This window comes from Paraburkholderia metrosideri, assembly GCF_904848625.1.
In the GTDB taxonomy this organism is placed as follows: Bacteria; Pseudomonadota; Gammaproteobacteria; order Burkholderiales; family Burkholderiaceae; genus Paraburkholderia; species Paraburkholderia metrosideri.
This window is the reverse complement of the sequence record NZ_CAJHCP010000004.1, coordinates 207542-232120: the sequence shown is the minus strand read 5'-3', so window position 1 is coordinate 232120 and position 24579 is coordinate 207542. Positions and strand designations below refer to the sequence as shown.

The 24579-nt window shown below is 61.9% G+C and carries 20 protein-coding genes; 7 read left to right on the top strand and 13 right to left on the bottom strand.

The features are described from left to right. Nucleotides 1-4: 4 nt before the first annotated feature. From LMG28727_RS09670 to LMG28727_RS09650, 5 genes are all read right to left on the bottom strand, one after another. A complete protein-coding gene (locus LMG28727_RS09670; RefSeq protein WP_201642079.1) occupies nucleotides 5-1951 on the bottom strand; it encodes an arylsulfatase in 1947 nt (648 codons plus the stop codon). 123 nt (nucleotides 1952-2074) lie between these two features. Beyond that, nucleotides 2075-2578: a hypothetical protein gene (locus LMG28727_RS09665; protein ID WP_201642384.1), complete on the bottom strand. Its 504-nt coding sequence runs from the start codon at nucleotides 2576-2578 to the stop codon at nucleotides 2075-2077. 111 nt (nucleotides 2579-2689) lie between these two features. Further along, nucleotides 2690-3904, bottom strand: coding sequence for a GGDEF domain-containing protein (locus LMG28727_RS09660; protein ID WP_201642078.1), 1215 nt, complete (start codon nucleotides 3902-3904; stop codon nucleotides 2690-2692). Nucleotides 3905-4082: 178 nt separating this feature from the next. Further along, a complete protein-coding gene (locus LMG28727_RS09655; protein WP_201642077.1) occupies nucleotides 4083-4730 on the bottom strand; it encodes a response regulator in 648 nt (215 codons plus the stop codon). Beyond that, nucleotides 4727-6139 carry a cache domain-containing protein gene (locus LMG28727_RS09650; protein ID WP_201642076.1) on the bottom strand — a complete coding sequence of 471 codons (1413 nt, stop codon included), beginning with the start codon at nucleotides 6137-6139 and terminating at the stop codon, nucleotides 4727-4729. Before LMG28727_RS09650 ends, LMG28727_RS09655 begins: the two co-directional genes overlap by 4 nt. Before the next feature lie 291 nt (nucleotides 6140-6430). Here LMG28727_RS09650 and LMG28727_RS09645 point away from each other — a divergent pair, with 291 nt between their 5' ends. After that, nucleotides 6431-6628, top strand: coding sequence for a DUF3311 domain-containing protein (locus LMG28727_RS09645; RefSeq protein ID WP_201642075.1), 198 nt, complete (start codon nucleotides 6431-6433; stop codon nucleotides 6626-6628). After that, nucleotides 6625-8106 carry a monocarboxylate uptake permease MctP gene (gene mctP / locus LMG28727_RS09640; RefSeq protein ID WP_201642074.1) on the top strand — a complete coding sequence of 494 codons (1482 nt, stop codon included), beginning with the start codon at nucleotides 6625-6627 and terminating at the stop codon, nucleotides 8104-8106. The genes LMG28727_RS09645 and mctP overlap by 4 nt, the downstream gene beginning before the upstream one ends. Before the next feature lie 94 nt (nucleotides 8107-8200). On the opposite strand, the gene LMG28727_RS09635 is transcribed toward mctP, so the two are convergent. From LMG28727_RS09635 to LMG28727_RS09620, 4 genes are all read right to left on the bottom strand, one after another. After that, nucleotides 8201-8884 carry a Fe2+-dependent dioxygenase gene (locus tag LMG28727_RS09635; RefSeq protein WP_201642073.1) on the bottom strand — a complete coding sequence of 228 codons (684 nt, stop codon included), beginning with the start codon at nucleotides 8882-8884 and terminating at the stop codon, nucleotides 8201-8203. Continuing rightward, nucleotides 8881-9657, bottom strand: coding sequence for a tetratricopeptide repeat protein (locus tag LMG28727_RS09630; RefSeq protein WP_201642383.1), 777 nt, complete (start codon nucleotides 9655-9657; stop codon nucleotides 8881-8883). The genes LMG28727_RS09635 and LMG28727_RS09630 overlap by 4 nt, the downstream gene beginning before the upstream one ends. A 19-nt stretch (nucleotides 9658-9676) precedes the next feature. Then, nucleotides 9677-11926: a TonB-dependent receptor gene (locus tag LMG28727_RS09625; RefSeq protein ID WP_201642072.1), complete on the bottom strand. Its 2250-nt coding sequence runs from the start codon at nucleotides 11924-11926 to the stop codon at nucleotides 9677-9679. A 500-nt stretch (nucleotides 11927-12426) separates the two neighbouring features. Further along, nucleotides 12427-13668 carry an NAD(P)/FAD-dependent oxidoreductase gene (locus tag LMG28727_RS09620; protein ID WP_201642071.1) on the bottom strand — a complete coding sequence of 414 codons (1242 nt, stop codon included), beginning with the start codon at nucleotides 13666-13668 and terminating at the stop codon, nucleotides 12427-12429. A 257-nt stretch (nucleotides 13669-13925) separates the two neighbouring features. Here LMG28727_RS09620 and LMG28727_RS09615 point away from each other — a divergent pair, with 257 nt between their 5' ends. From LMG28727_RS09615 to LMG28727_RS09600, 4 genes are read left to right on the top strand one after another with little or no spacing between them, the layout of a single operon-like run. Then, a complete protein-coding gene (locus LMG28727_RS09615; protein WP_201642070.1) occupies nucleotides 13926-14702 on the top strand; it encodes a DUF3348 domain-containing protein in 777 nt (258 codons plus the stop codon). A gap of 10 nt (nucleotides 14703-14712) precedes the next feature. Then, a complete protein-coding gene (locus tag LMG28727_RS09610; protein ID WP_201642069.1) occupies nucleotides 14713-17592 on the top strand; it encodes a DUF802 domain-containing protein in 2880 nt (959 codons plus the stop codon). After that, on the top strand, nucleotides 17589-18236 hold the full coding sequence (locus tag LMG28727_RS09605) for an OmpA family protein (protein ID WP_201642068.1): 648 nt from the start codon (nucleotides 17589-17591) through the stop codon (nucleotides 18234-18236). Before LMG28727_RS09610 ends, LMG28727_RS09605 begins: the two co-directional genes overlap by 4 nt. Before the next feature lie 43 nt (nucleotides 18237-18279). Further along, nucleotides 18280-18897 carry a DUF2894 domain-containing protein gene (locus tag LMG28727_RS09600; protein WP_201642382.1) on the top strand — a complete coding sequence of 206 codons (618 nt, stop codon included), beginning with the start codon at nucleotides 18280-18282 and terminating at the stop codon, nucleotides 18895-18897. 67 nt (nucleotides 18898-18964) lie between these two features. Here LMG28727_RS09600 and LMG28727_RS09595 read toward each other — a convergent pair whose 3' ends face one another. After that, complete coding sequence (locus tag LMG28727_RS09595) at nucleotides 18965-19276, bottom strand: TFIIB-type zinc ribbon-containing protein (protein ID WP_201642067.1); 312 nt, start codon at nucleotides 19274-19276, stop codon at nucleotides 18965-18967. A 53-nt stretch (nucleotides 19277-19329) separates the two neighbouring features. Continuing rightward, entirely contained in the window at nucleotides 19330-20088 is a 759-nt protein-coding gene (locus LMG28727_RS09590) for a TerC family protein (protein ID WP_201642066.1), read from the bottom strand. A 121-nt stretch (nucleotides 20089-20209) separates the two neighbouring features. On the opposite strand from LMG28727_RS09590, the gene LMG28727_RS09585 reads away from it, so the two are divergent. After that, on the top strand, nucleotides 20210-21088 hold the full coding sequence (locus LMG28727_RS09585) for a LysR family transcriptional regulator (RefSeq protein WP_201642065.1): 879 nt from the start codon (nucleotides 20210-20212) through the stop codon (nucleotides 21086-21088). Between the two features lie 145 nt (nucleotides 21089-21233). On the opposite strand, the gene LMG28727_RS09580 is transcribed toward LMG28727_RS09585, so the two are convergent. Continuing rightward, nucleotides 21234-22394, bottom strand: coding sequence for a porin (locus tag LMG28727_RS09580; protein ID WP_201642064.1), 1161 nt, complete (start codon nucleotides 22392-22394; stop codon nucleotides 21234-21236). Nucleotides 22395-23020: 626 nt separating this feature from the next. Continuing rightward, entirely contained in the window at nucleotides 23021-24424 is a 1404-nt protein-coding gene (locus LMG28727_RS09575; protein ID WP_201642063.1) for an MFS transporter, read from the bottom strand. Nucleotides 24425-24579 lie beyond the last annotated feature (155 nt).

Sequence of the window (24579 nt, the reverse complement as noted above, 5' to 3'; positions counted from 1 at the left end):
TTGCTCAGTAGTAACCCAGCGGACGCAATGGCTCGACTCCGCCAACACTGGTCATATAGCTGTTCCACTGCTGCACGAGGCCGTCGACCACCGACGGATTCTGCGTCGACACGTCTTGCGTTTCACCGCGATCGGCGGTCATGTCGAACAATTGCCAGTGGCCATCCACGGGACCGAGCGGCGGCTCTGTCCACAAGGCTTTCCATTTGCCGTCGGCGCTGCGCAGATAACCGCGACCGTAGGCTTCGTCGCCAAACGAAGCGGTGTGCACAGCCGTCGTGGTCTGGTCGTTCAGCACCGGCAACAGCGACTGCCCCGTGACTGGATACACATAACGATTGTTGTAGACCACCTTACCCTTGTTCTGATCGACGCCAGTGAGCGTATTGATCAGCGGCGGCGCAGCTTGCGTAGGCGGCGAGATCTGCGCGAGCGCAAGGAACGTCGCGGTGTTGTCGGTCACGTGCGTGAAATCGCGCAACGTGGCCTTCTGCGTCGTTTGCCCCGGCAGGTGGACGATCAACGGCACCGAGACGCCGCCTTCACCCGAGTAGCCCTTCGTCAGACGGAATGGCGTCGCGCTCACTTCGGCCCAGCGCAAACCGTATTGCAGGCGCTTGGCATTCTGCAGACCGTTATCCGTGCCGAGCGCCGAATAGACCGGTTCGGCGGCATTGGCGGTATCGGTCGCGGTCGGGTCTGCGCCGGAGTCGATCGGCCAGCCTTCCGCGCCGTTGTCCGACTGGAACATGATGAACGTGTTGTCGTATTCGCCAATGTCTTTCAGATGCTGGATCAGCAGGCCGATGTTGTGGTCGAGGTTCTCGACCATGCCCGCGTAGATTTCCATGTAGCGCGCCTGCGCTTTTTTCTCGGCGGGTGAGAGGCTGTCCCACTTCTTGTTCACATAGCCGGGACCGTAGTCGGTATAGCCTTGCGCGGCGCTGTGCACGGCGCTGATGTACTTCGCTGCTGCGGTGCCGTTGTTCGCAGTGGCGGCGGTCGCGGCCAGCGTTTCCGATGCGCCGCCGTACGGCAGGAAGTCGTTCGGAATAATGCCGAGCGCCTTTTGCCGGGCAATCCGCGCGTCGCGGATAGCGTCGTAACCCGCATCGTATTTGCCGGCGTAGTTGTGCAGATAAGGCTCGGGAACCTGCAGCGGCCAGTGTGGCGACGTGTAGGCCGCGTACGCGAAGAACGGTTTGCCGTCGCCCTTATTGGAATCGATGTACGAGATCAGGCGTTGCGTATAGAAGTCGGTCGAATAGAACACGGCCGGGGTGCCGCCTGTGCCGCCGGGTTGTCCAGGCTGGCCCGGTTGCACGTAGACGCCGTCTTCGGTGTAGTTGTGCGAACCCGCCGGTTCGTGAGCGAAGTGATTGGTCGCGGCGCCCCCGAGCAGCGCGTAGCTATGCTCGAAGCCCCACTGGTCCGGTGTTTGTCCGCTGCCTGTTGCGCTGCTGACGATCCCCGAGCCGAGGTGCCATTTGCCGGCCATGTACGTGTGATAACCGCCGTCCTTCAGCAATTGAGCAACCGACAACGCGCGGTCGTTCAGATATCCCTCATAGCCCGGCAATCCCTTGCGTTCATCGGTCGGTACGCCCATCGTGCCTTCGCCGACCAGATGGTGGTCGGTACCGGAAATCAGCATCGAACGCGTAATCGCGCAGACGGTGCCGGTGTGGTGATTGGTCAGAATGCGGCCTGATTGCACCAGCGCATCGAGATTCGGCGTGTTGATTTCACCGCCGAATGCGTGGATGTCGGAATAGCCGAGATCGTCGGCCATGATGTACAGGATGTTCGGCCGCTTCTGCGCGACGACCGGTGCTGGCGTTCCGGCGGAGATGCTGCCGTCGCCGCACGAAGCGAGCGCGACGAGGCCGGCGACGGCGGCGCCGATGATGCCGAGACGGAGTGTTGAGTGTTGCGATCGATATGTTGTCATTGTTGTACTGACCGAAGATGTCGGGTCGCCGATGTTAGCAACGGTGTCAGTACGGCCAAAGTTTGATTTCTGCGTTGCTATGCGGGATTGTCGATATAGATGCTGTGGCGCGCAGAAGGAGATCTAGTTGCCTGGATCAAGGGCGGGTTTGTCCGGGTCCGAGAGCAGTTTGTACGGAAGCCGCGCGGCGTGGGGGTCGCTCACCGTGTTGTCGATGACCCGCTCGACGTCGGCGGTTTTTGCAAGCTCGGTGAGGAACGTGTGTTTGTCGAAGCCGGGTGCAACGCAGCCTTCCACGTAAATAAAGCGGCGTTGCAATGTCAGCCATAGCGTCGATTGCTCACGCCAATGGGTCGCCAGATTGATGCTGGCGAGACGCCGCTGCACGGCGTCGGCGATTTCCGCGTCATACAGATACGCGTTCGATAAACGGCAGCGGCCTTCTATCCAGCAGCTATTGCCGCGTTCGATCCGGTAATGGCTGTCGTCGAGCCATTCTTTTTCTGTTTCGAGTGGGCCCAGCGGAGTGGGGCAATCGTTGACTGCTTTGGAGATCTGAAAGAATGGATCGTGACCGCGATTGGTACGCGGCTGTTGCGCATGGGCCTGAGTCGCGACGCTGAACATCAGCACGCAGGTCAGCCGCGTGATGATCTGGCGTTTTATCTTCGATCTGCTTTCGGTCATGGCTGAAGCCGAAAAGAGGGGGGCGAAGTTCTATTCTGGGCGCTACCGCATTTAAACGGTGGTTCTGCGGCGGCGTGCAGCGCTATCGTCAACCGCCGCTTTCGTGCCTGCCGCATTCTGCGCCGGTTCCAGCCGGTTGCCGCCGAGCGATTTCGCGCGATATAACGCCTGATCCGCCGTCGCAAGCAATTCGGCAAGCGTGAATGCTTCGCTTCCGGATTGCGCAAGACCGATGCTGACCGTGGCCTGGATAGCGACGCCATTAATCCGGTGGGCAATCGTCGCGGCGAAGCGTTTAACGACCGCGTCGCCCATTTCTTTTGCGCGACGGCCGTCGAGTCCCGGCAGCAGTGCGGCGAATTCTTCTCCGCCAATGCGCGCGAGAATCGCCTCGGGCCCCATCACACTGCGGGCGATCTTCCCGAATGACTTCAGAACCTCGTCTCCGGTCTCGTGGCCGTAACGGTCATTGATCGCCTTGAAGTGGTCGAGGTCGAACGCAAGAACGGACATGGGGCGCGACGTGCCGCCGTCGCGAATCACGCGCGTGCCTTGTTCGAAGAAGCGCCGGCGATTGCCGAGACCGGTCAGATAGTCGGTTTGCGATTCGTGCAGAAGCTGTTCATGAGCTTCTTCGCGAACGAGTTTAAGCAATGTCATTGGCAGGACGACCGAATACAGGACGCCCTCGTACATCGTGATCTTGCTGGCAATGGAGAATACTTCCGGCCCGAACGACGTGGCCAGCCACGGCAGAATGAAAGCTCTGAATGCGTAAAAGAGCGCGTGTCCGCCGGACACCCATGCGGCGATACGCCTCGACTGGAAACGCTTGAATGCGTTGTTTCGCAACAACTCGCGAGCCGTCATGCCGCAGGCTATCGCGATCGGAATCGCGCTGATGTAGCCCCACATGAGCGCTTCCCAGCGCACGCCGACAATGGCCCAGGTCAGCGCCAGAAGCACCAGCATCACGATCGAACCGGCACGATATTGACGGCCATTCAGCACGGCGGTCCCGTGCAGGATCAGCAGATAACCGGTAACAATGACGAGATTGCTTAACGCAGCCCCGGCCACGCCGGGCAGCGTATGACGAAACGCAGCAGCCGCGCAGCCGGTTGCCAGCGTGGCATATGCCGCTGACAGGATGTTTAATTCCTTGCCGCGCGTGGGGTAAGTCCGACGTTCCCATAGCGTCATGGCGGAACTGGCCAGAAGCGTTCCGATAGCGAGGAGATAAAGAGTAAGGAGGTCGACTTGCATCGCTGACGTAGGGACTATTCGCCGGTACATCGCGGCGGCCTGCGCATTTTACGACGAAAATAAGGCGGCACGCTGATAGTTGCGTTGCGGAATTAATCTGTCAGGCATGCGATTAGCGGATGGGTTAACGCATGCCGCATAAATAGCGCGCTAAAACGCTACGCATTATTTACCGCCCTCACCGTTTTGTCCGCCGATTCTCCACGGCGAATTTAATCAACTCCGCCTGCCCCTCGATATCGAGCTTGCGCTTCAGATTCAGCCGATGTGTCTCCACCGTCCGCACCGACAGATCATTGCGCTGCGCAATCTGCTTGCTCGACAGACCTTCTGCGAGTGCATCGAGAATATCGCGCTCGCGCGGCGTCAGACGTTCAACCGGCGATTGTGTCGCCGAGGCCTGAATCAGCCGTGCACCCAATCCCGCGCTAAAGAAAGTCTTACCGGCGAGCACCGCTTCGATCGCCTGAATAATTTCGGTCGCGGGCGAATCCTTCAGCACATAGCCGCTGGCTCCGGCACGAACTGCCTGCGTCACGTATTCGAGGTTGTCATGCATTGACAGCATAAGCACGCGAATCGCTGGAAAACGTTCATGAAAGAGACTGGCAAGCGCGATGCCGTTCATCCCCGCCATGCCGACATCCATCAGCACCAGGTGGGGTGTCTGATTTTCGGCAAGCGTCAGCGCTTCCTGCGCATTGCCCGCTTCGCCGACGATTGCAAAGTTGCCCACCGCTTCGAGGCGGGCGCGCAAACCGTCGCGCACGAGCGGATGATCGTCGACGAGAAGCAGGCGTGCGATTGCGGGTGACATGTCGTTCATGATCGGATTGGGTCTACAAAGGTGCCGGTGTCTGATGCTCCAAGCGGTACACGCGCAGTGACGAGCGTATGCCCGGCTTGCGAATTGAGCGACAGCCAGCCGCCGAGCGCTTCGAGCCGCTCGCGCATGTTGCGCAGACCAATCCCGGCGCGGCGGCCGGCAAAAGCGTCGGTCACGTCGAAGCCGCGTCCATTGTCCGCGATGGTGAGCGTGACGGCGTCGTGCGAGACGTCGAGCGCAAGTGCCGCGCTCGACGCCTGCGCGTGCCGCACGATGTTGGTCAGCGCTTCCTGGGCGATCCGGAACAGCACGGTATTGACCGCATCGGGCAACGTCCCGGCGTGGGTGTGCGAGATCTGCGTGAAGCCGATCTCGATACCCGACTCGTCGCTCAGTTCGCGCGTCAGCTGTTCGAGCGCGGCGGCGACGCCGAGATCGTCGAGCATCGACGGACGCAGTGCATGTGAAATGCGCCGCACTTCACGCAGGGTATCGCTCAACCGCGTGAGGCTGGTGGACAGCGCGGCTTCGGCAGCGGGCACGCGCGCCTCGCTGCGCTCGAACCGCGCCAGCGCGGATTCGAGCAGCAGCTTCACGGAAACCATCATCTGACTGATGCCGTCGTGCAACTCACGCGAGAGTCGTGCCCGTTCGTTTTCCTGCGACTCGACGACCTGTTGCGCGAGGCGTTTCAGTTTGGCATCGGCACTCCGGTATTCGGTGAAGTTGAGCACCAGCGCGCACAGCGCAATCACCGCGAGTCCGGCAACGGCAATCGTGTCGATCCATTTCATCGTGCGATCGATGTTGGCGGCCGCGCCTTCGTCGATATGCGCGAGCGTCGTGTCGACATCGTCGAGATAGATGCCGGTGCCGATCATCCAGCCCCAGCGGGGCAGCGGTACCACATAGCCGAGCTTCGACGCGATCTTGCCCGTCGACGGACGATGCCACTGATAGCGCACGTAGCCGCCGCCGCTCGACGCCGCTGCGATCAGCCGCTGGATGGTCGGCACGCCCTGGCTATCGCGCAGCGCCCACAGATCGCGGCCGACGAGGTCCGGCTCGCGCGGATGCATCAGCGCGCGGCCATGCATGTCGTAGACGAAGAAGTAGCCGTCCTTGCCGAAATCCATTTTCTCCAGCACGTCGAGTGCGCGGGTGCGCAGCATCGCGTCGTCGCGTGCGTTGTCCGCGCCGCTGTCGTAGAGCGGCGCGATGGCCGTGGTGGCGAGCTCGACGTAATGCTTGAGTTCGATTTCCTTGCTGGCGAGGTAGGCGGCCTGAGTCGTCGCGTGCTGCCGGTTGGCGAGCGCGGTGGCCTGCTGTCGCACGCCGGTTTCGATGCTGGCGATGGCCGCCAGAAAGGGCACGATCGCCAGCAGGACAATCTTTGCTTTGAGTTTCATCGTTGGAAAGACAGCGAGCCGGCTACGTAGTATTACGTAGCCGGCTTACGTAGTTGCGCGCTTGTAAGGTCGCTCTCGAAGGCGAATACTACAACGCTGCGGCGTACCCCGCCTTTGGGGCGGCTGCGCCTTCATGCATGCGCTGTTGCGCAGCAGGCCGGTCTGACATTCCAATGCTCAGGCAGGAGACACCTGGATCGGGCTTCCCGTCCGAGAGCAGGCAACCGGTTTGTCGCGTGCCGGGCCACGAGCCATGGTGCGCGGCGTCAATAATAGACTTAGGAGAAGTTCGTGGAGACCTCCCCATCCGCCGGCCGTTCGTGGCTCTGGCTCATTCTGCTCATCCCTTATGTCGCGCTGTTGTGGTTGCCGTTCTATAACCACACGTATCCGTCGTTCGCGGGCTTTCCGTTCTTTTACTGGTATCAGTTCTTGTGGGTGCCGTTGACCTCGCTGCTGATTTACGTCGTGTACCGAGGTGTCAAATGAATGAATTGAATCCTGTGAACCCGGTCGCGATGACCGTCTTTATCGCGTTCTTCGTGCTCGTCACCGTGATCGGTTTCTTTGCCGCGCGCTGGAAGCGGGGCGACATGACGCAATTGCATGAGTGGGGTCTTGGCGGCCGCCAGTTCGGTACTGTCATTTCGTGGTTCCTGGTGGGCGGCGATTTCTATACCGCCTACACGGTGATCGCGGTGCCTGCGCTGGTCTATTCGGTGGGTGCGTATGGCTTCTTCGCGCTGCCTTATACGATCATCGTCTACCCGTTCGTGTTCGCGGTGATGCCGAAGTTGTGGAAAATCGCGCATGCGAAAAACCACATCACCGCAGCGGATTACGTGCAGGGTGAGTACGGCGGCAAGTGGTTCCCGGCAGCGATTGCACTGACCGGCATTATCGCGACAATGCCGTACATCGCGCTGCAACTGGTCGGCATGCAGGTGGTGATCAAGGGGCTCGGCGTGACCGGTGAAATGCCGCTGATCGTCGCCTTCGTGATTCTCGCGCTGTACACGTACGCAAGCGGCTTGCGTGCCCCGGCGATGATCGCATTCGTCAAGGACATCATGATCTATATCGTCGTGATCGCGGCGGTGTGGCTGATTCCGGTGAAGCTCGGCGGTTACGCGCATGTGTTCGACATGGCCGATGCGCACTTCAAGGCGAAGGGCGGCGCAACCGGCATTCTGCTGAAGCCGACGCAGTTCACCGCGTTTGCCTCGCTCGCGTTGGGCTCGGCACTCGCGGCGTTCATGTATCCGCACACGATGACGGCGGTGTTGTCGTCGGCGTCGGCGAAGACGGTGCGCAAGAATGCGATTTTCCTGCCGGCGTACACGTTGCTGCTCGGTCTGATCGCGTTGCTCGGCTATATGGCGATCGCTGCGGGCGTGAACGTGAAGTCGGCTTCTGACGTGGTGCCCGCATTGTTCGGTACGCTGTTCCCGTCGTGGTTCGTCGGCTTTGCTGCAGCCGCGATTGCGATCAGCGCGCTGGTGCCCGCCGCGATCATGTCGATCGGCGCGGCCAATCTGTTCACGCGCAATTTGTGGCGTCCGCTGGTGTCGCCGAATATTTCGCCTGAAGGCGAGGCGTCTACCGCGAAGATCGTGTCGCTGGTCGTGAAGTTCGGCGCGCTGCTGTTCATCGTGTTCCTGCCGACGCAGTACGCGATCGACCTGCAATTGCTCGGCGGCGTGTGGATTCTGCAGATCTTCCCGGCTATCGTGTTCACGTTGTACACGCGTCGGCTGAATACGCCGGGCCTGTTTATCGGCTGGCTGGTAGGGATCGTGATCGGCACGGGCCTAGCGATCTCGCAAGGGCTCAAGCCGGTGTACGCGCTGCATCTCGGTGATGCGGTTTATCCGCTGTATATCGGCCTGATTGCATTGGTGGCCAATATTGTCGTCAGCTTTGCGGTGTCGGTCGTGTCGCCGCGCCGGGCGGTGGTGACGGCCTGATCGTCACGCCTCGCTTGAAAGTACGCCGCGGAGTCGTTGATCCGCGGCGTATTTTTTTGGTGCTGCCGTTCGCGCGTTGCGGACGCCGGGGTTGTCAGGCGTCGGCCCAGCGGCGCAGCAGGTTGTGATAGATGCCAGTCAGGCTGACCACGGTAGGATCGTTCGAGCCTTTCTCGGCAGCCAGGCGCTGCACGTCGTTATCGAGTTGAAACAGCGTGGTGCGCTCGCCGTCATCGCGCACCATGCTTTGAATCCAGAAGAACGACGCGAGCCGCACCCCACGCGTCACCGGGCTCACCTGATGCAGGCTCGAAGCCGGGTAGAGCACCATGTCGCCAGCCGGTAGTTTCGCGCGATGCACGCCATACGTGTCTTCAATGCAGAGTTCGCCGCCGTCGTAAGTGTCGGGTTCGGCGAGAAAGAGTGTGGCGGACAGATCGCTGCGAATGCGGAAATCGGTGCCGCGCAACAAGCGGATCGCGTTGTCTACATGGGGGCCGAAAGCGTCGCCGCCAGCGTAGCGGTTAAAGAGCGGCGGGAATACTTTCAGCGGCAATGCGGCGGAGAAGAAGCGCGGGTTCTGGGCTAACGCGTCCTGAATCGCGTCGCCCACCGCGCGTGCAGCGGGAGAACCTTCGGGCAATTGCTGGTTGCGTTTGGCTTGCGCCGATTGCATGCCGGAGGTCGCGTTGCCGTCGGTCCAGTGCGCTGCGTCGAGTACTTCCCGGCATTGTGCGACCTGTTGTCGGGTCAGCACGCCTGGCAGATGCAGCATCATGTGCGTGACTCCCGAATAGCATGCGTGTGCGCGTGGATGTCGATACTCATGTCATTGCCCAAAGCACGAAATACACTGACCGGCGACGCGGCCAGCCATCGTTGCATCTTCGCGATGAACGCCGTTGTGGCCGTCTGCGGCACACGACGCAACCAGTGCAGCGCAGTGTCGATATCGCCACGTTCGGCCATCAGCCGCGCGTAGTTGAACTGGCCGCGAAAGTCGCCGCCTTGCGCGGCACGATGGTAAAAATCGAGTGCGATATCGGTATCGGCGTCGACTTCCCAGCCGTCTTCGTAAAAGCTGCCGATAAAGTTCAGCGATTTCGCGTGGCCCAACTCAGCGGCACGCTGGAACCACTGCAACGCCTGCGCACGATCGCACTCGATTCCATGCCCCAGCGCCAGCGCCGACGCATAGTTGTACATCCCCCAGTCGAGTCCGGACCGCGCCGCGAGCCGGTACCAGTACACGGCAACGGGTGCACAGGCAGTCGTGCCCCAGCCATGTTCATAACAGCGGCCGAGCATGTTCATCGCCATCGGATGATCGCGCCGCGCCGCATGTTTGAACCAGGTCAGTGCTTCGTCGACATTGCGCTCGACGCCGTGGCCGTCAAGCAGATACTGCCCATACACGGCCTGCGCTTCGACAATGCCGTTGTGCGCGGCCGCCGCCACCCAGGCCGCGGCCTGGGTGGGCGGGCCGGAAAGAATCGCCGCGAGCTTTTCGGGCGACACGCTCGCCAGCGCTTTCAACGTGACCTGCGTCAGCGGTTCCATTACGCCGGGCTTAATAGTGCGCGTTGAGCGTCAGGAACGCGGAGCGTCCCGGTGCGATCGACGCATAGTGCGCGGCATAAGCCTGGTCGTAGTACGTGCGGTTGAACATGTTCTGCACGTTCAGTTGCAGGTCGACATGCTTGTTCACGCGGTACGTCGCTACTCCGTCGAAGCGCCAGTAAGCCGGCACGGCGCGCAGGTTCGCCGTATCGCCGTAGACCTGCGACATATAGAACGCGCCGCCGCCAATCGTGAATTTCGGCAGCACGTCGTAGGTGGTCCACAGGCTGATGCTGTTCTTCGGCGTGTTCGGGAACTGGTGGCCGTTGTCGGTCGTCGTCTTGCCGTTGTCGCGCAACTGGCTCTTCAGATATGTGTAGCCGCCGAACACTTGCCACTTGTTCGTCAATTGACCGGCCACGCCGAATTCGAAACCTTGCACGCGTTTGCTGCCGACCATCGCGTAGCTGTTGTCCGGCAGCGTGACGCGCGCATTGGTCGTGTCGATCTGGAACAGCGCGCCCGTCAGCGAGAGCTTGTTGTTCAGCACGTTCCACTTGGTGCCGACTTCGATACTGCGGTTCTTTTCCGGCGCGAGATCGGCCGCATTCGCACCGACACCGCCGCAGCCCGGCGTCAGCGACTGCGTTTCGCTGCCCTGGCCGAGCAGCGCGCCGGCCGGTGTCGACGAGGTCGAGATCGACGTATAGATGCTGCCGTTCGACGCCGGTTTGAACACGAGGCCGAGCTGGTAATTGAACAGCGTGTCGTCACGCGATACGCGGCCTGCGCCGTTGGCGACGGTGTTGCGGAAGTCGGTCGAGTAATCGTCGACGCGCAGACCGACGTTGGCTTGCCAGCGCTTCGTCAATTCGATCGTATCGAACGCGTACAGCGACTTGGTGACGGTGCGTTGCTCGCTAGGATCGTTGTTTTGCTTGACCGAACCGGCCCATGGGTCATTCGGATTCGGCGAGTACAGGCTCGTGCAGTTATAGCCCGACGCCACGCCGATGCCGGCCGTCTTGCAGATCGCGCCGCTCGCCGCCGCTACCGTGTACGAGTCGTTCACGCTGGTTTCGCGCGACACTTCAATACCGGTCGTAAAGCTGTGCTTCAGGAAGCCCGTGTTGAAGTCGCCATACAGTTCGGTCTGGTTCGCGAGGCTGTAGACGTCGCTGGCACGCGTGTTCGCGCGGCGCCATACCATGCCGTTGACCACGTTGCCCTGGCTATCGTCCGGCTGGGTCCAGATGTAGTCCTGGGTCGACTTCGTGTAGCGCGTCGTGTTGCGGATCGACAGATTGCTGTTGATGTCGTGCTCGATTCGCACCGTGCCGACGTCGGACGTGGTCTTGCGGAAATCGCGGTCGATCAGGCCGTAAAAATTGTGACGGTTGACGTCGGCCGGGTAGATCGTGCTGACGTTGGCCGGTTTGTTCGTCGTCGTGTAGAAGTAGGGGATACCGCTGTCGGGCAGGTCGTCCGTCTGCAGATGGTAGTAGCTCGCCGTGACCCGGGTCGGTGTGCCGAGACCGTACGTGAACGACGGCGCAATGCCCCAGCGTTCGTTGTTGACGGCGTCGCGGCCCGCCACGTCGTTGTTGTGGCTCATCACATTCAGGCGGAATGCCGCGTGATCGGCCATTTGCCAGTTGCCGTCGGCGGTGAAGCGGCGGTAGCGGTCGGTGCCGAGGCCCACGCTGCCGTCGGCAGCATTGCCCAGATGCGGGGTCTTCGTGATCAGGTTGATACTGCCGCCTGCGCCGCCGCGGCCGCCGAATGCGCCATCCGCGCCTTTGGTCACTTCGACGCTCTGGATGTTGAACACTTCGCGCGTCGTCGCGCCGACGTCGCGCATGCCGTCGACGAACGTGCTGCCCTGCGCATCGTAGCCGCGAATGAATGGCCGGTCGCCCAGCGGATTGCCGCCTTCGCCCGCGCCGAACGTAATGCCCGGCACGGTGCGCAGCGCTTCGGTCAAGGTTGCGGCGCCGGTGCTCTGGATCAGTTCCTGCGGAATCACCGTGACGGATCTCGGCGTATCCAGCAGCGGCGCGGTGAATTTGATCGACGACGAGTGGTCGGTCTTGAACGCGTCCGCCGAGTTGCCTTGCACGGCGATCGGCGCGAGCTGGCCTTCGGTGTCGGGCGGCGTAGTCGCTGCTGTACTTTGCGCGAAAGCAGGGCCGGCCGCGAGCATCCCGCAGAGGGTCGTGCTGATTTTGCCGAGCTTCGGATCGTCGGACCGCAACTTCATTTTTATCCCCGTCGAGTTCAGAAGGAGGTCGAGCGGATGCTGTTCGATCCTTACCCGGCCATTCCATGTTTATTACAAAGTGATTTCGAAGCGCATTCTATTCAAACGAGTTGTAATTGAGAAGCGTTCGCAATAAAAAAGCTGCGATCAGCAGGGAGAAGAGGAAGAGGGTTCTCGGCGTTTGATGGGTAAATACTGTGATTTGACGAGACAAAGCCGGAAATTAGTCACTAGAATAACGATTTTGTTGCAACTACATAACATCCGGAAACGCGCCGGAATGTCGACGTAGAGCAACAAATTGGGGGTGGGCTAGGTGAGGTGAGTGTAAGGTTAGACCGCCGACAGGATCGATTCGAGGCCGTAGGGCCGACCGATTCTTTCGGGGTGTAAAGATTTTTTGATGTCCCACGTGACGCTCGCGCCGGCGCCCATCACGTGGTCTTCGCACCGATATTCACTTTCCGCGCGTTGTGGAAAACGTTGTGAACGGGTGACGATTAAAACCGTTCCACCCGGAACGGATGCGGATTCACGATGGTCTCCTCGCCCGTCATCATCTCGGCGAGCAGGCGACCCGTGATCGGCCCGAGCGTCAGACCGTGGTGCGCATGGCCGAATGCAAACCACAAGCCCCGATGATTTCTCGCCGGCCCAATAACCGGCATCATGTCCGGCGTGCAGGGGCGGTTGCCCATCCACGGCTCGTCGTCAAGACGTTCGCCCAGCGGAAACAGCGTGCGCGCTACCGGCTCGACCGCGGCCAGTTGCGTCGGTGTTCTGGCCGCGTCCAGATGGGCGATTTCCGCGCCCGTGGTGAGCCGGATGCCACGCGCCATCGGCGCCAGCAGATAACCGTTTTCGACATCCAGCACCGGGTGGTTCAGGCGCGCCGCGTCGCGCGGTGCGTAGTGCATGTGGTATCCGCGTTTCACCGCGAGAGGGACGCGGTAGCCGAGTCGTGCACTCAGCCGATCCGACCACGGTCCCAGCGCGATGACCGCCGATGAAGCTGTAATCGTTCCCGCTTGCGTATCGACCTGCCATTGCTGCCATTCGTCACCCAGCGTGCTGGCGTCGCCGATCAGAAAGCGGCCCCCCAGCGTTTCGAAATACTTCGCGTAAGCGGTGACGAGCGCATTGGGATCGCTGACGGAATCGGATGCCGGATAGTGCAGGCCGCCTCGCAAGGTCTTGTCGAGATCGGGTTCCCGCTGTTGCAGGCGGGCGGGATCGAGCGTTTCGAAATCGACGCCATATTCGTTGTGCCACCGTTCGGCTAGCCGTGTTTCCGCTTCTTGTGCCGCATCGGTGCGAAACACCTTCATCCAGCCGATAGGGCGCAGCAACGCGCTAGCGCCCGCATCGGCGGCAAGCGCGCGGTGTTCGCTTACGCAATGTTCGATCAGCGTCGAATACGACCTCGCGATCGCTGCGTGTTTTGCCGGATGCGAATTGCGCCAGTATTGCCACAGGAACGGCGCGGTCTTGAGCATCGCGTCGGCATGGTAGCGAACGTCCGGCGACTGGTTGCGCGCATAGCGAAGCAGCGTGCCGAGTTCGCGCGGAAACGCATACGGATAGACGCCTTCGCGCTGGATCAACCCGGCATTGCCAAACGACGTTTCATTGCCGGGCAATTTGCGGTCGATCAGCGCAACCTGGCGCCCGCGTTTCTGCAGATGCACAGCCACACAGACACCGACGATGCCTGCACCGAGCACGACGGTATCGAATTTCATGCTGCCTGTTTGCGTCGCGTTGCCTGTCACATTGCCTCGCTTGAAAAGGGTTGTGTTCAGAGGTCGCCGGGTTCGAATCGTACCCGCTGCAAAAAACCGGCGAGCCGGTTTTGCCCGGGCCGGCACCGGGCGGTCGAAGAGCGTCGAATAGCCGTTCAATCCGGTCAAAACGCGTCGTCAAACCCCCTCCCGGATCAAACCACAGCGGCCGCCACCTCGCCAGCGTGTAAACTGCTGACTTTTTTGCCTCCGGTGCTATGTTGCAAGCTTCCCAGCGCACAGCGCTCAGTGGCCCGGCCCTCATTCGCTTATTGGCCCGTCTGGCGGATGTCGATGTTCCCGAATCCAGGCAGTCGCTGTCGGACCGGCTGAGCCAGTGGCTCGGCTGGACCGACGCGATCGCGTTGTCTTCGGCGTTGAGCGGCAATTCACCCACGGTGGCGGCCAATGCGCGGCCAGTCGGCCGTGTCGAAGAGGACGAGTGCGTTCGCGTGCGGTCGTTGCTGGCCAAGGCCATCACCAGCGACAGCGTGCTGGCCGCGCCGAAGCGGCGCGCGCCTGGCATGCTGCCGGCCGCCGCGCCGGCTCACAGCAGCGTTCCCGTCGAGACGCCCGCCGACTACGCGCTGTTCCGTCAGCGCTACGTGGCCCAGCAGCAGTCGATGGAAACGGCGGTCGGTAATCTGCGCGGCCGTCTGCGCGGGATGCTGGCCACCAGGACGCCTGCCATGGCCCGGCTCGCGGTCGTGGATGCGGTCATGGAGCGCGCGTTGAGCGAGCGCGAGCGGAATCTGCTGGCGTCGCTGCCGGTTTTGCTGGCAGCACATTTCGAGCGTTTGCGCGAGGCGAGTCAGAAGGCGGCCGCCGCCGCCGGGGATGGCGATCACACCGACCCCGCCAGCAAGGCCGCCGCCGTCGCGCCCGACGCGTGGCTGGACGTTTTCCGCAAGGATATGCAGAGCGTCCTGCTTGCCGAACTGGAAGTTCGTTTACAACCGGTCGAAGGGTTGCTCGCAGCTCTTCGCTCCCGCTAACTGGAACACTATGTCCAGATATCGTATTGATCTCGTTGTTTTTCTGGCCGGTCTGGCCGCTGCGTGCTGGATCGCCGTCAGCTATGTCGGCTCGAACCCGCTGGCCCTGTCCGTCACGTTGCTGATCGTCGTCTGCTACCTGGCGGGTGCGCTCGAACTGCGCCGCTATAGCCAGGCCACCGCTACGTTGACGCGGGCGGTCGATGGGCTCTCCGCGCCGCCCGCCAGCCTCGCGGCGTGGCTCGATCCACTGCATCCGAGTCTGCGCAATGCGGTGCGACTGCGGGTTGAAGGCGAGCGCGTGGCGCTGCCCGGCCCGGCGCTGACGCCGTACCTCGTCGGCTTGCTGGTGTTGCTGGGCATGCTGGGTACGCTCCTCGGGATGGTGGCGACGCTGCGCGGCACCGGCCTCGCACTCGAAAGCGCCACCGACCTGCAGGCGATTCGTGCATCGCTGGCGGCGCCGGTCAAGGGTCTGGGTTTTGCGTTCGGCACCTCGATTGCGGGCGTGGCGACCTCCGCGATGCTGGGGCTGCTGTCGGCGTTGTGCCGGCGCGCACGGCTCGAAGCGGCGCAGACGCTCGACGTGAAAATCGCCACGAGCTTGCGCGTTTATTCGCAGGCGCATCAGCGTGAAGAGGGTTTCAAGCTGTTGCAGCGGCAGGCCGAGGTGATGCCGACGCTGGTCGATCGTTTGCAAACGATGATGACCGCCATCGAGCAGCAGGGCCTCGCGCTGAACGAGCGGCAACTGGCGAGCCAGGAAGCGTTCCACGGCAGGACGGAGGTGGTGTATGCGCGCCTCGCGGGCGCTGTCGAGCGCTCGCTGAGAGACAGCGTCGCCGATAGCGCACGCGCTGCGAGCGCCGCGTTGCAGCCGGTTATGGAAGCGACGATGGCCGGTCTCTCGCGCGAGACCGCTGCGTTGCACGAGACGGTCTCGCAGGCGGTCCAGCGCCAGCTCGACGGGCTGTCGAGCGGCTTTGAAGCGACGGCGGTCAAGGTGGCCGGCGTCTGGAACGACGCGTTGGCTGGGCATCAGCGTTCGAGTGAAGAATTGGCCGGGAACTGGCGCGGGTCGATGGAACGTGTGACCGAGGCTTTCGAACAGCGCTCGGCTGCGTTGCTCGACGGTATGTCGGCGCGGCTCGATGCGACGGCGGGCAGCGTATCGCAGGCATGGAACGACGCGTTATCGCAGCAACAGCGTACGGGTGAGAAGCTGGCACTGGACAACCAGCAGGCGTTGGCTGCGGCTGCGGCGACCTTCGAACAGCATTCGGCGTCGCTGTTGCGCGGTGTCGGTCAATCGCAGGTGGACTTGCAGACCGAGCTGGCGTCGCGTGACGAACAGCGCCTGGCTGCGTGGACCGACAAACTCGCTGCGATGGCCGCGGCGTTGAGCAAGGAATGGGAGCAGGCGGGTTCGAATACCGCGAGCCGTCAGCAGGAAATCTGCGACACGCTGGCGCAAACCGCACGCGATATCTCCGCGCAGACCCACGCGCATTCGAGCGACACGATTGCCGAGATCAACCGCCTGGTCGAAGCGGCAGCGGAAGCGCCGAAGGCCGCGGCGAATCTGCACGCAGAACTGGTCTCGCGCGATGAGCAGCGCCTCGCGGCATGGACCGAGAAGCTCGGTTCGATGGCTTCGGCGTTGACCAAGGAATGGGAGCAATCGGGCGCGAATACCGCGACACGTCAGCAGGAAATCTGCGACGCGCTCGCGCAGACCGCGCGGGATATCTCCGCGCAGACCCACGCGCATTCAAGTGACACGATTGCAGAGATCAACCGCCTGGTCGAAGCGGCAGCGGAAACGCCGAAGGCCGCGGCGAATCTGCACGCAGAACTGATCTCGCGCGATGAGCAACGCCTCGCGGCATGGACCGACAAGCTCGGTTCGATGGCGGCGGCGTTGACTAAGGAATGGCAGCAATCGGGCGCGAATACCGCGACACGTCAGCAGGAAATCTGCGACGCGCTCGCGCAGACCGCGCGGGATATGTCGGCACAGACTCAGGCGCACGCAAGCGACACGATCGCCGAGATCAACCGCCTGGTCGAAGCGGCAGCGGAAGCGCCAAAAGCCGCCGCGAATCTGCACGCAGAACTGCTCTCGCGCGATGAACAGCGCCTCGCGGCATGGACCGACAAGCTCGGTGCGATGGCGGCAACGTTGAGCAACGAGTGGCAGCAGGCGGGCGCAAACACCGCGAGCCGCCAGCAGGAAATCTGCGAAACGCTGGCACAAACCGCACGTGATATCTCGGCGCAAACGCAGGCCCATGCCAGCGACACGATTGCCGAAATCGGTCAACTGGTGCAAGCCGCCTCGGAAGCGCCAAAGGCTGCGGCCGAAGTCGTCGCGGAACTGCGTCAGAAACTGTCCGACAGCATGGTCCGCGATACCGCGATGTTGCAGGAGCGCAGCCGCCTGCTCGAAACGCTGGAGACCATGCTCGATGCGGTGAATCACGCGTCCGGCGAGCAACGGACCGCCGTCGACGCGCTGGTCGCGACATCGGCGGATCTGCTGGAACGGGTGGGCACCCGCTTCACCGATCACGTCGAACTCGAAACCGGCAAGCTCGGCGCGGTCGCCGCCCAGGTGACCGGCAGCGCAGTCGAAGTGGCGAGCCTCGGCGAAGCGTTCGGTGCGGCCGTGCAGATGTTCGGCGAATCGAACGACAAGCTGGTCGCCCATTTGCAGCGTATTGAAACCGCACTGGACAAATCCCTGTCGCGCAGCGACGAACAACTCGCGTATTACGTCGCACAGGCACGGGAAGTCGTCGATCTGAGCGTGATGTCGCAGAAGCAGATTGTCGAAGACCTGCAGCACCTCGCCCGTCAGCGCTCGTCCGCCGGAGCTGACGCGGTATGAGCGAGGAAATCGACGGCGGCGTGGAGCCGGGCGCGCCGATCTGGCCGGTATTCGGCGATCTGATGTCGGTGCTGCTCGGTGCTTTCGTGCTGATTCTGGTCGGCGTGATCGGCGTGCAACTGGAGCTATCGAACAAGCTCGAACAGGAGGTCAAGCAGCGTCAGGCGGAAACGCAGCGCCGCAAGACGCTGGAGCAGGCGCTGGCCGGGCCGCTGGCGGCGGGCCGCGTGACGCTGGTCAATGGGCGCATTGGTATTAGCGGCAACGTGTTGTTCGCGCTGAATTCCGCTCAGTTGCAGCCTGAGGGGCGCGACTTGCTGAAAAGCCTGGCCGGACCGTTGTCCGCGTATCTGCAGGCCAGTGATCAGATCCTGATGGTCAGCGGTTTCACCGACGACCAGCGTTTGCGCGAAGGCAATCGCCGCTTTGCCGACAACTGGGAGTTATCGGCGCAGCGCGCGTTGACGGTGACGCGCCAGTTGATCGATGCGGGCGTGCCGGCGTCCTCGGTGTTCGCTGCGGCGTTCGGTTCGGGGCAGCCGGTGAGTTCGAATGCCGACGAACCGGGGCGGGCTAAAAATCGTCGCGTGGAAATCGCGCCGGTGCCGAGGCCGTCGACTGCTACGGTGAAGCCCGGTGAATAACGACAAGGTTGATTCCGGCGACGTGACAGGCCATGTCCGTGCAATGCTCGACGCGTGGCGCGAGTGCGGCGCGGATCGTCTGAATCCGGTGCGCTTTCATTTGATCGTGGCGCTGGAGCGGCGCGCGGCGGCTTATCAAGGCGACGCGCGACGGGTGATGGAAGAGCGCTTGTCCACGCTGATTCGCGCGTATTCGGCTGACGTGGAACATGCGGCGGTTGATGCGAAGGCTGTCGAAGAAGCAGCCGGTCTGGCGCAACATACTCGGCAAGCGGAATCGCTGGCGGGTTTGATCGAGCACCTTGCCAGCCATGCATCGGCCGATCGCCATCGCACTTCGGCCGCTTCAGCCGCTGCGTATCCGGAGCTTGCTGAACTCGATTACTTCAGAGGCGTCTGGTCCAAAGTGCGTGCCGAGAAACAGATACGCCAGTCGCTTGCTCCAATACCCGGCAATGCGGGGCCGCTCAATTCGGGCAGCCTCGTGCATCGTGCGCTTTCATTGATGAGCGAATTGTCGCCGGGCTATCTCAAGCAGTTTTTGTCGTACGTCGACACTCTGGCGTGGGTGGAGCAGATGAACGGTGGCGGCGCGCCTGCGAGCAAAGACACGCCTCGCTCCGGTACCGCCGGCAGAAGCGGCCGCGCTAAAGCGCGTTAGCGCTGTGTGCGCTGTTTGCGCCGTTTGCGCGGTGCTGAAGCCGGCGCTGACCTCGGCGCCGAAGCGATCAGTCGAAGTCGAACATGTCGAAAATCGAGCGTTTCTTTTTATGCCCGCGATAATCCGCTCGACGGTCGTCATACCCGCGATGGCGTTCGCCTTCGTACGAGTGTTCCCGCTCCCGATCCCGATCCCGGTGATCATCGCGGCCCGCGCGTGACGCAGAGGGCGCCTCCCCATTCGCTGCGTCCTGCGCGATCAGCTTGTCCAGTTCGCCACGATCGAGCCACACGCCCCGGCAGTCCGGGCAATAATCGATTTCGATCGAGCGGCGCTCGGTCATCAACAGATCGGTCGTTTTGCAAACGGGGCACTTCATTGTCCTGCTCCTTAAAAATATCGAATCTCCAACGCCCAGCCCTGGTGCGTCATTCATTTCCCGCCACTCACCGCTCGGTCCGATTTCGCTTTTGCTTTACGCACCAGCATATTCATCCCTTCGACGAAGGCTGAGAACGCCATCGCCGCGTAGATATACGCCTTGGGTACATGCGTGCCGAAACCATCCGCGATCAACGTCATGCCGATCACCAGTAGAAAACTGAGCGCGAGCATCACAATGGTCGGATTGCGGTCGATAAAGCGCGACAGCGGCAGCGCGGCGAAAAGCATCACCATCACGGCGACGATGACGGCGATAAACATGATCGGCATATGCTCGGTCATGCCGACCGCGGTGATGATGCTGTCGACCGAAAACACGATATCGAGCACGATGATCTGGCCAATCGCCGCCGCGACCGTCAACTGAACGGTTGAACTCGCGTTGTCGCTGACGTCATCCGAATGAGTGACGTGATGACGGATTTCGCTGGTCGCCTTCCACACGAGGAACAGACCGCCGACGAGCAGAATCAGATCGCGCCACGAAAACGCATGGGCAAAGAGCGTGAAAGCAGGGGCGGTCAGTTGCGCAATCCACGCGACCGTGCCGAGCAGTCCGAGCCGCATGACCAGCGCGAGCATGAGGCCGATGCGCTGCGTGCGTGCGCGTTGCGCCTCCGGCAGCTTGTTGCTGAGGATCGAAATGAAGATCAGGTTGTCGATGCCAAGCACGATTTCCATCACGATCAACGTGACGAGCGCTGCCCATGCAGTGGGATCGGTCATCAGAGCGAGCAGGGAGTCCATTGGATTGTTATAGAAGCCGATGCGGTGAATGTCACGGAATCGCTATCATCGTCGCGGCGATGGTTCGAATAAATCAGTGATAAGCTGAATGACATATCGCTTTTTTCGAAGTGTCCGCGGCATGCTCAACTATCGTCATCTTTATTATTTCTGGATCGTCGTGAAGGAGGGCGGCTTTGCGCGCGCGGCTGAACGGCTCGACATGGCGGTCCAGACTATCAGTGCGCAGGTGCGCGAGCTGGAAAAATCGATTGGGCGTCAACTGCTGAAGCCGGCGGGGCGCGGTGTGACGATGACCGAGGCCGGCGAAACAGCGTTCAACCGCGCGGAACAGATCTTTCAGCTCGGCGAAACCCTGCTCGACGAAATGCGCGAGGCGGGCGCTGAGGGGGCGGCGCGGCTCGCGGTGGGTCTGTCAGACGGTATTTCAAAACTCGCGGCGCATGCGCTGCTTGCGCCGGTGCTCGGTACGCCGTCGCTCAGGCTGTTATGTCACGACGGCGAGCATGCGCAACTCATGTCGGAACTGGCGCTGCATCGGCTGGATCTGGTGCTGGCGTGCCAGCCGGCTCCGCACAATGCTGACTTGCGCGTCGTGAGCCAGCGCATCGCGGGCTCGCCGGTGGACTGGTACGGGCCGACGGAATTCGTGCGCAAGGCAGCCCGAGCTGGCTTTCCACAGTGTCTCGCCACGTTGCCGGTGCTGTTGCCCACTCGCCATGGTGCGCTGCGGGCGCGGCTCGACAGGTGGTTCGAATCGGAAGGGATCCGGCCGCGAATCGTCGGCGAATTCGAGGACAGCGCGTTGATGGCGGTATTCGCCGCGCGTGGCCTGGGCGTGTTTCCGCTCGCGGAACTGGGCGCGGAAGATTTGTCGTTGCTGCGTGGTGTGCGTTGGCTGGGTCGCGCGGGGGGCGTGGTGGAGGAGATTCACGCAATCCGGTCGCGGCGCGGGCAGCATCATGTGCTCGCGTCCCAGGTGCTGGCCGCCGCACGTTGAGGATCGGGCGAGGCGCGCAAAGAAGGGAAGGTTGATCGATTGAAACAGGACGTATGCCCGACCGAAGTCCGGCATACGTCTTTACTGCTAATGCACCAGAACTGCGTACCGAAACGACGCAGTCAGGCGCGTAATGCCAGCCTGCTTAGAACGCGTGACGCATACCCACCGTCACAGCAACCTGCGAATTCGTTGCCGACGGCGACAGCGTGTTGAGCATGGCGTGCGACAGCACCGAATCCGCCGGCGCGCCGTGCACGTTCTGATAGACGCCTTCCAGGTAGAAGTCGGTGCGCTTGCTGACCGAGTAATCCGTCTGCAGCATTGCCGTGTTCCAGCCCGGCGACGAACCGTTGTACGCGCCATGCGTGAACGTGTACGCACCCGACACGCTCAGGGCCGGCGTCAGCGCGTACTTCGCGTTCACTTCGTAGTTGTCGAGACGCAGCGAGCCGCCCAGCGTGCCCGACGACGTGTCGTTCGAACCGAGGTAGGTGCCCGTGCCGAACGAGAACACGCCCGACGCGTTGTCGATCTGCGAGTGGCTCCACACGAGGCCGACCGTAGCCGGGCCGAACGTGTAGTTCCCGCCCAGCGACCAGATACGCTGACGTTCGGCGATGAAGTTCGCGCTCGTGTCGCTGGTGGTCACCGCGCCCGAGCCGCTGCCTGCGTTGTTCAGTTGCAGGTAGCCGGCAGCCAGGTTCACCGGACCCATTGCATACGACAGACCGAAGCCGTACGAGCGGTTGTCCGCGAACGCACCGGCCTGGTTGCTGAACGAATACATCGTTTCGAACGTGACGCCGTGGTAGACCGGGCTCGCGTACTTGACCGAATTGTTGATGACGACCGAATTCGCCGCCAGGTTGTCGTTTTCGAACGGGTGCGCTGCGATGCTGCCGCCCCACGTGTTGAATTCGGCCGTCAGCGGGCCGACGAGGTCGTTCATCACGTCGAACTGGCGACCCAGCGTCACAGTACCGTAAGCGTCGCTTTGCAGGCCGACCCATGCCTGGGAACCGAACGCGCTACCGGCAAAAGCCTGTGCGCCGTTGTTCAGCAGGAAGCCTTGTTCCAGCTTGAAGATGGCGTGCAAACCAGCACCCAGATCTTCCGAGCCCTTCAGGCCGAAAACCGTGTTCTGCGTCGAGCTACTGCCGAGCTGGTAGTTCGCGTGGCCTTGCTGGTTGTTGGTGTACACGAATCCCGCGTCGATGAGACCGTACAGGGTCACGCTGCTTTGCGCATGCGCCGACATCGTAAAGGCGCCGCACAGGGCTGCCGCGAGTAAAGACTTTTTCATACTTATTAGCTCCGTGATTAAACGGGTGATTGAAGGATTCAGCAGCTTGTCCCCCCACGTCACGCATACCCGCGCCATAGATTCGCAATCGTTGTTGCGAATATCGCAATAGCGAGGTTTATTCTTTATCGATTATTGCGTGCAATACCATTCCACTGACTTGGCAATGGTGCGCGCTGGTCGACTGCTTTGTTTTCAGATCGGCGATGCAGATACGCTCAGCCGGGTGCGAAAAGCGACACGGCGATCATAGGGCGGCGGAAATAAAAATGGTGTTAGAAAAATAAACGCGCGTGGCGTGAAAGGAACAATGAGGGGCCGGAGCTTACCGCGTTCAGCGCCCCGCTGGGAGGGCTTTGTGACGTTCTCGCGACACAATTTGGTTTAAAGACGTGGGTTGTGTATTGGAAGCGGGATGATCAATGGCAGAGCAAACCTGAAACGATTCGTCAAGGCGGTTTAATCATTCAGTTATTTTGAAATATTAAGGAAAGCATTGTGTAATGAAATAATGATTCCGATATCGCCTGAATCCGCCGATGCTTTGGAGAATCGAAGCAGATCACTGCCGGAATCAGCGCATTTCGAATGCCGATTTTTTTATGCAATTAGCCGGCGTTTCGAAATTACGGCTTGCGCGCCTTACGAATGATTCCGCACGCGATCAAACTGGACTGTGCCGACGCTCGCCACCAGATCGCGCCTGCCAGCGTCGACATCGTTGCCGCGATCAACAGGACCGCCTGCAGCGCCGCCGCCATCGACGGTTGGGTCGCGATCAGCGCGCCCGACAGCGCCACACCTAAAGCCGCGCCGGTCTGACGCGCCGCATTCAGCACGCCTGCCGCAATACCCGCGCGATGACCGTCGACGCAACCCATCAACGCGGTGGTCGTCGCCGGGGTGATGAGGCTCGCAGCCAGACCGATGGCGGGTAACGGCAACGCCAGCATCCAGTATTGCGCCGCCGGACCGACCCTCATCAGCGCGAGATAGCCGATCGCGGCCAGCAGGAATGCGCCCGCCACCAGCCTTCGCGGGCCGAGCCATTGGACTGCGCGCTTCGATAACAGACTGCCGGCCGGCATCACGAGGGTGAGAGGCAGAAAGGCGAGCCCCGCGCGCAACGGCGGATAGCCGCGTTGTTGCTGCAAGTAGAGGCTGAGCGTGAAAAGCAGACCGTAAAACGTGAACGCCGATAGCATCGACACGAACACGGAACCTGAAAACAGTGGCTGGCGAAATAGCGCAAGGGGCAGCATCGGATGCGCGCGGGTGGTTTCGATCGCGACGAATAGAACGCCTGCGCTCACGGTCGCCGCGACGCATCCCGCGATGATGGCGGAGTGCCATCCGTAGACAGGTGCCTCAATGATCGACACGTTCAGCAGCGCCAGCGTGGCAATGCCCGCGAACTGTCCGGCCAGGTCGAACCGGCGCGCAGCGGAGCGGGGTGCTTCACGCACACGGAGCGGTCCGATCTGAAACGCCATCACAACGCCTGCCACGCAAATAGGAACGTTGACCAGAAAGATGCCGCGCCATCCGCTCAAACCCGTCAGCACACCGCCGAGCAGCGGCCCCGCGGCCATCGCCACCGCGCCGAGGCCTGCCCACAAGCCGAATACCGCCGTTCGTTGGCGTGGCTCCGGCCACGCCTGGTTGATCAACGCCATCGACGCGGGCACCAGCAACGCGGCGCCGACGCCTTGCAACACGCGGGCCGCAATCAGCACGGCGAGGCTCGGCGCGGCGCCGCACAGCGCCGACGCCAACGTGAACGCCGCGAGGCCGCCAATATAGACATGGCGAGCGCCGAGCCGGTCGGCCAGTGTTCCGCCGCTCAGCAACACGCTCGCGAAGCTCAGCGTGTACGCGTTCACCACCCATTGCAATCCGGCGACGCCGCCTGCCAGACCCGTCGCAATCCGTTCCAGCGCCACATTGACGATCGACGTATCGAGAATGACGATCACATAGCTGATGCTGGTGGCGAGAAGTACCTGTCGTTGCTGCCGGTCGTTGTTCATCTGGCGAGATTCCCCTGCCTGCGATTGGTGCGATTAGTGCGATTGGCCCGTGTTGCCCGAGTATCGGAGACGCGCGCGTCGCAATGCTTCGACACGTATCGAAACGTGCGGCATTCAATGGCGCTATGCTCGATCCGATAACCTGGAGACCGCGT

Excerpts from the sequence above, each read along its gene's own strand:
- LMG28727_RS09625 (WP_201642072.1), bottom strand. The coding sequence starts at position 11,926 with ATGAAGTTGCGGTCCGACGATCCGAAGCTCGGCAAAATCAGCACGACC.
- LMG28727_RS09635 (WP_201642073.1), bottom strand. The coding sequence starts at position 8,884 with ATGATGCTGCATCTGCCAGGCGTGCTGACCCGACAACAGGTCGCACAA.
- mctP (WP_201642074.1), top strand. The coding sequence starts at position 6,625 with ATGAATGAATTGAATCCTGTGAACCCGGTCGCGATGACCGTCTTTATC.
- LMG28727_RS09615 (WP_201642070.1), top strand. The coding sequence starts at position 13,926 with ATGTTGCAAGCTTCCCAGCGCACAGCGCTCAGTGGCCCGGCCCTCATT.
- LMG28727_RS09620 (WP_201642071.1), bottom strand. The coding sequence starts at position 13,668 with ATGAAATTCGATACCGTCGTGCTCGGTGCAGGCATCGTCGGTGTCTGT.
- LMG28727_RS09670 (WP_201642079.1), bottom strand. The coding sequence starts at position 1,951 with ATGACAACATATCGATCGCAACACTCAACACTCCGTCTCGGCATCATC.
- LMG28727_RS09665 (WP_201642384.1), bottom strand. The coding sequence starts at position 2,578 with ATGTTCAGCGTCGCGACTCAGGCCCATGCGCAACAGCCGCGTACCAAT.
- LMG28727_RS09595 (WP_201642067.1), bottom strand. The coding sequence starts at position 19,276 with ATGAAGTGCCCCGTTTGCAAAACGACCGATCTGTTGATGACCGAGCGC.
- LMG28727_RS09600 (WP_201642382.1), top strand. The coding sequence starts at position 18,280 with ATGCTCGACGCGTGGCGCGAGTGCGGCGCGGATCGTCTGAATCCGGTG.
- LMG28727_RS09585 (WP_201642065.1), top strand. The coding sequence starts at position 20,210 with ATGCTCAACTATCGTCATCTTTATTATTTCTGGATCGTCGTGAAGGAG.
- LMG28727_RS09575 (WP_201642063.1), bottom strand. The coding sequence starts at position 24,424 with ATGAACAACGACCGGCAGCAACGACAGGTACTTCTCGCCACCAGCATC.
- LMG28727_RS09590 (WP_201642066.1), bottom strand. The coding sequence starts at position 20,088 with ATGGACTCCCTGCTCGCTCTGATGACCGATCCCACTGCATGGGCAGCG.
- LMG28727_RS09605 (WP_201642068.1), top strand. The coding sequence starts at position 17,589 with ATGAGCGAGGAAATCGACGGCGGCGTGGAGCCGGGCGCGCCGATCTGG.
- LMG28727_RS09650 (WP_201642076.1), bottom strand. The coding sequence starts at position 6,139 with ATGAAACTCAAAGCAAAGATTGTCCTGCTGGCGATCGTGCCCTTTCTG.
- LMG28727_RS09660 (WP_201642078.1), bottom strand. The coding sequence starts at position 3,904 with ATGCAAGTCGACCTCCTTACTCTTTATCTCCTCGCTATCGGAACGCTT.
- LMG28727_RS09580 (WP_201642064.1), bottom strand. The coding sequence starts at position 22,394 with ATGAAAAAGTCTTTACTCGCGGCAGCCCTGTGCGGCGCCTTTACGATG.
- LMG28727_RS09655 (WP_201642077.1), bottom strand. The coding sequence starts at position 4,730 with ATGAACGACATGTCACCCGCAATCGCACGCCTGCTTCTCGTCGACGAT.
- LMG28727_RS09610 (WP_201642069.1), top strand. The coding sequence starts at position 14,713 with ATGTCCAGATATCGTATTGATCTCGTTGTTTTTCTGGCCGGTCTGGCC.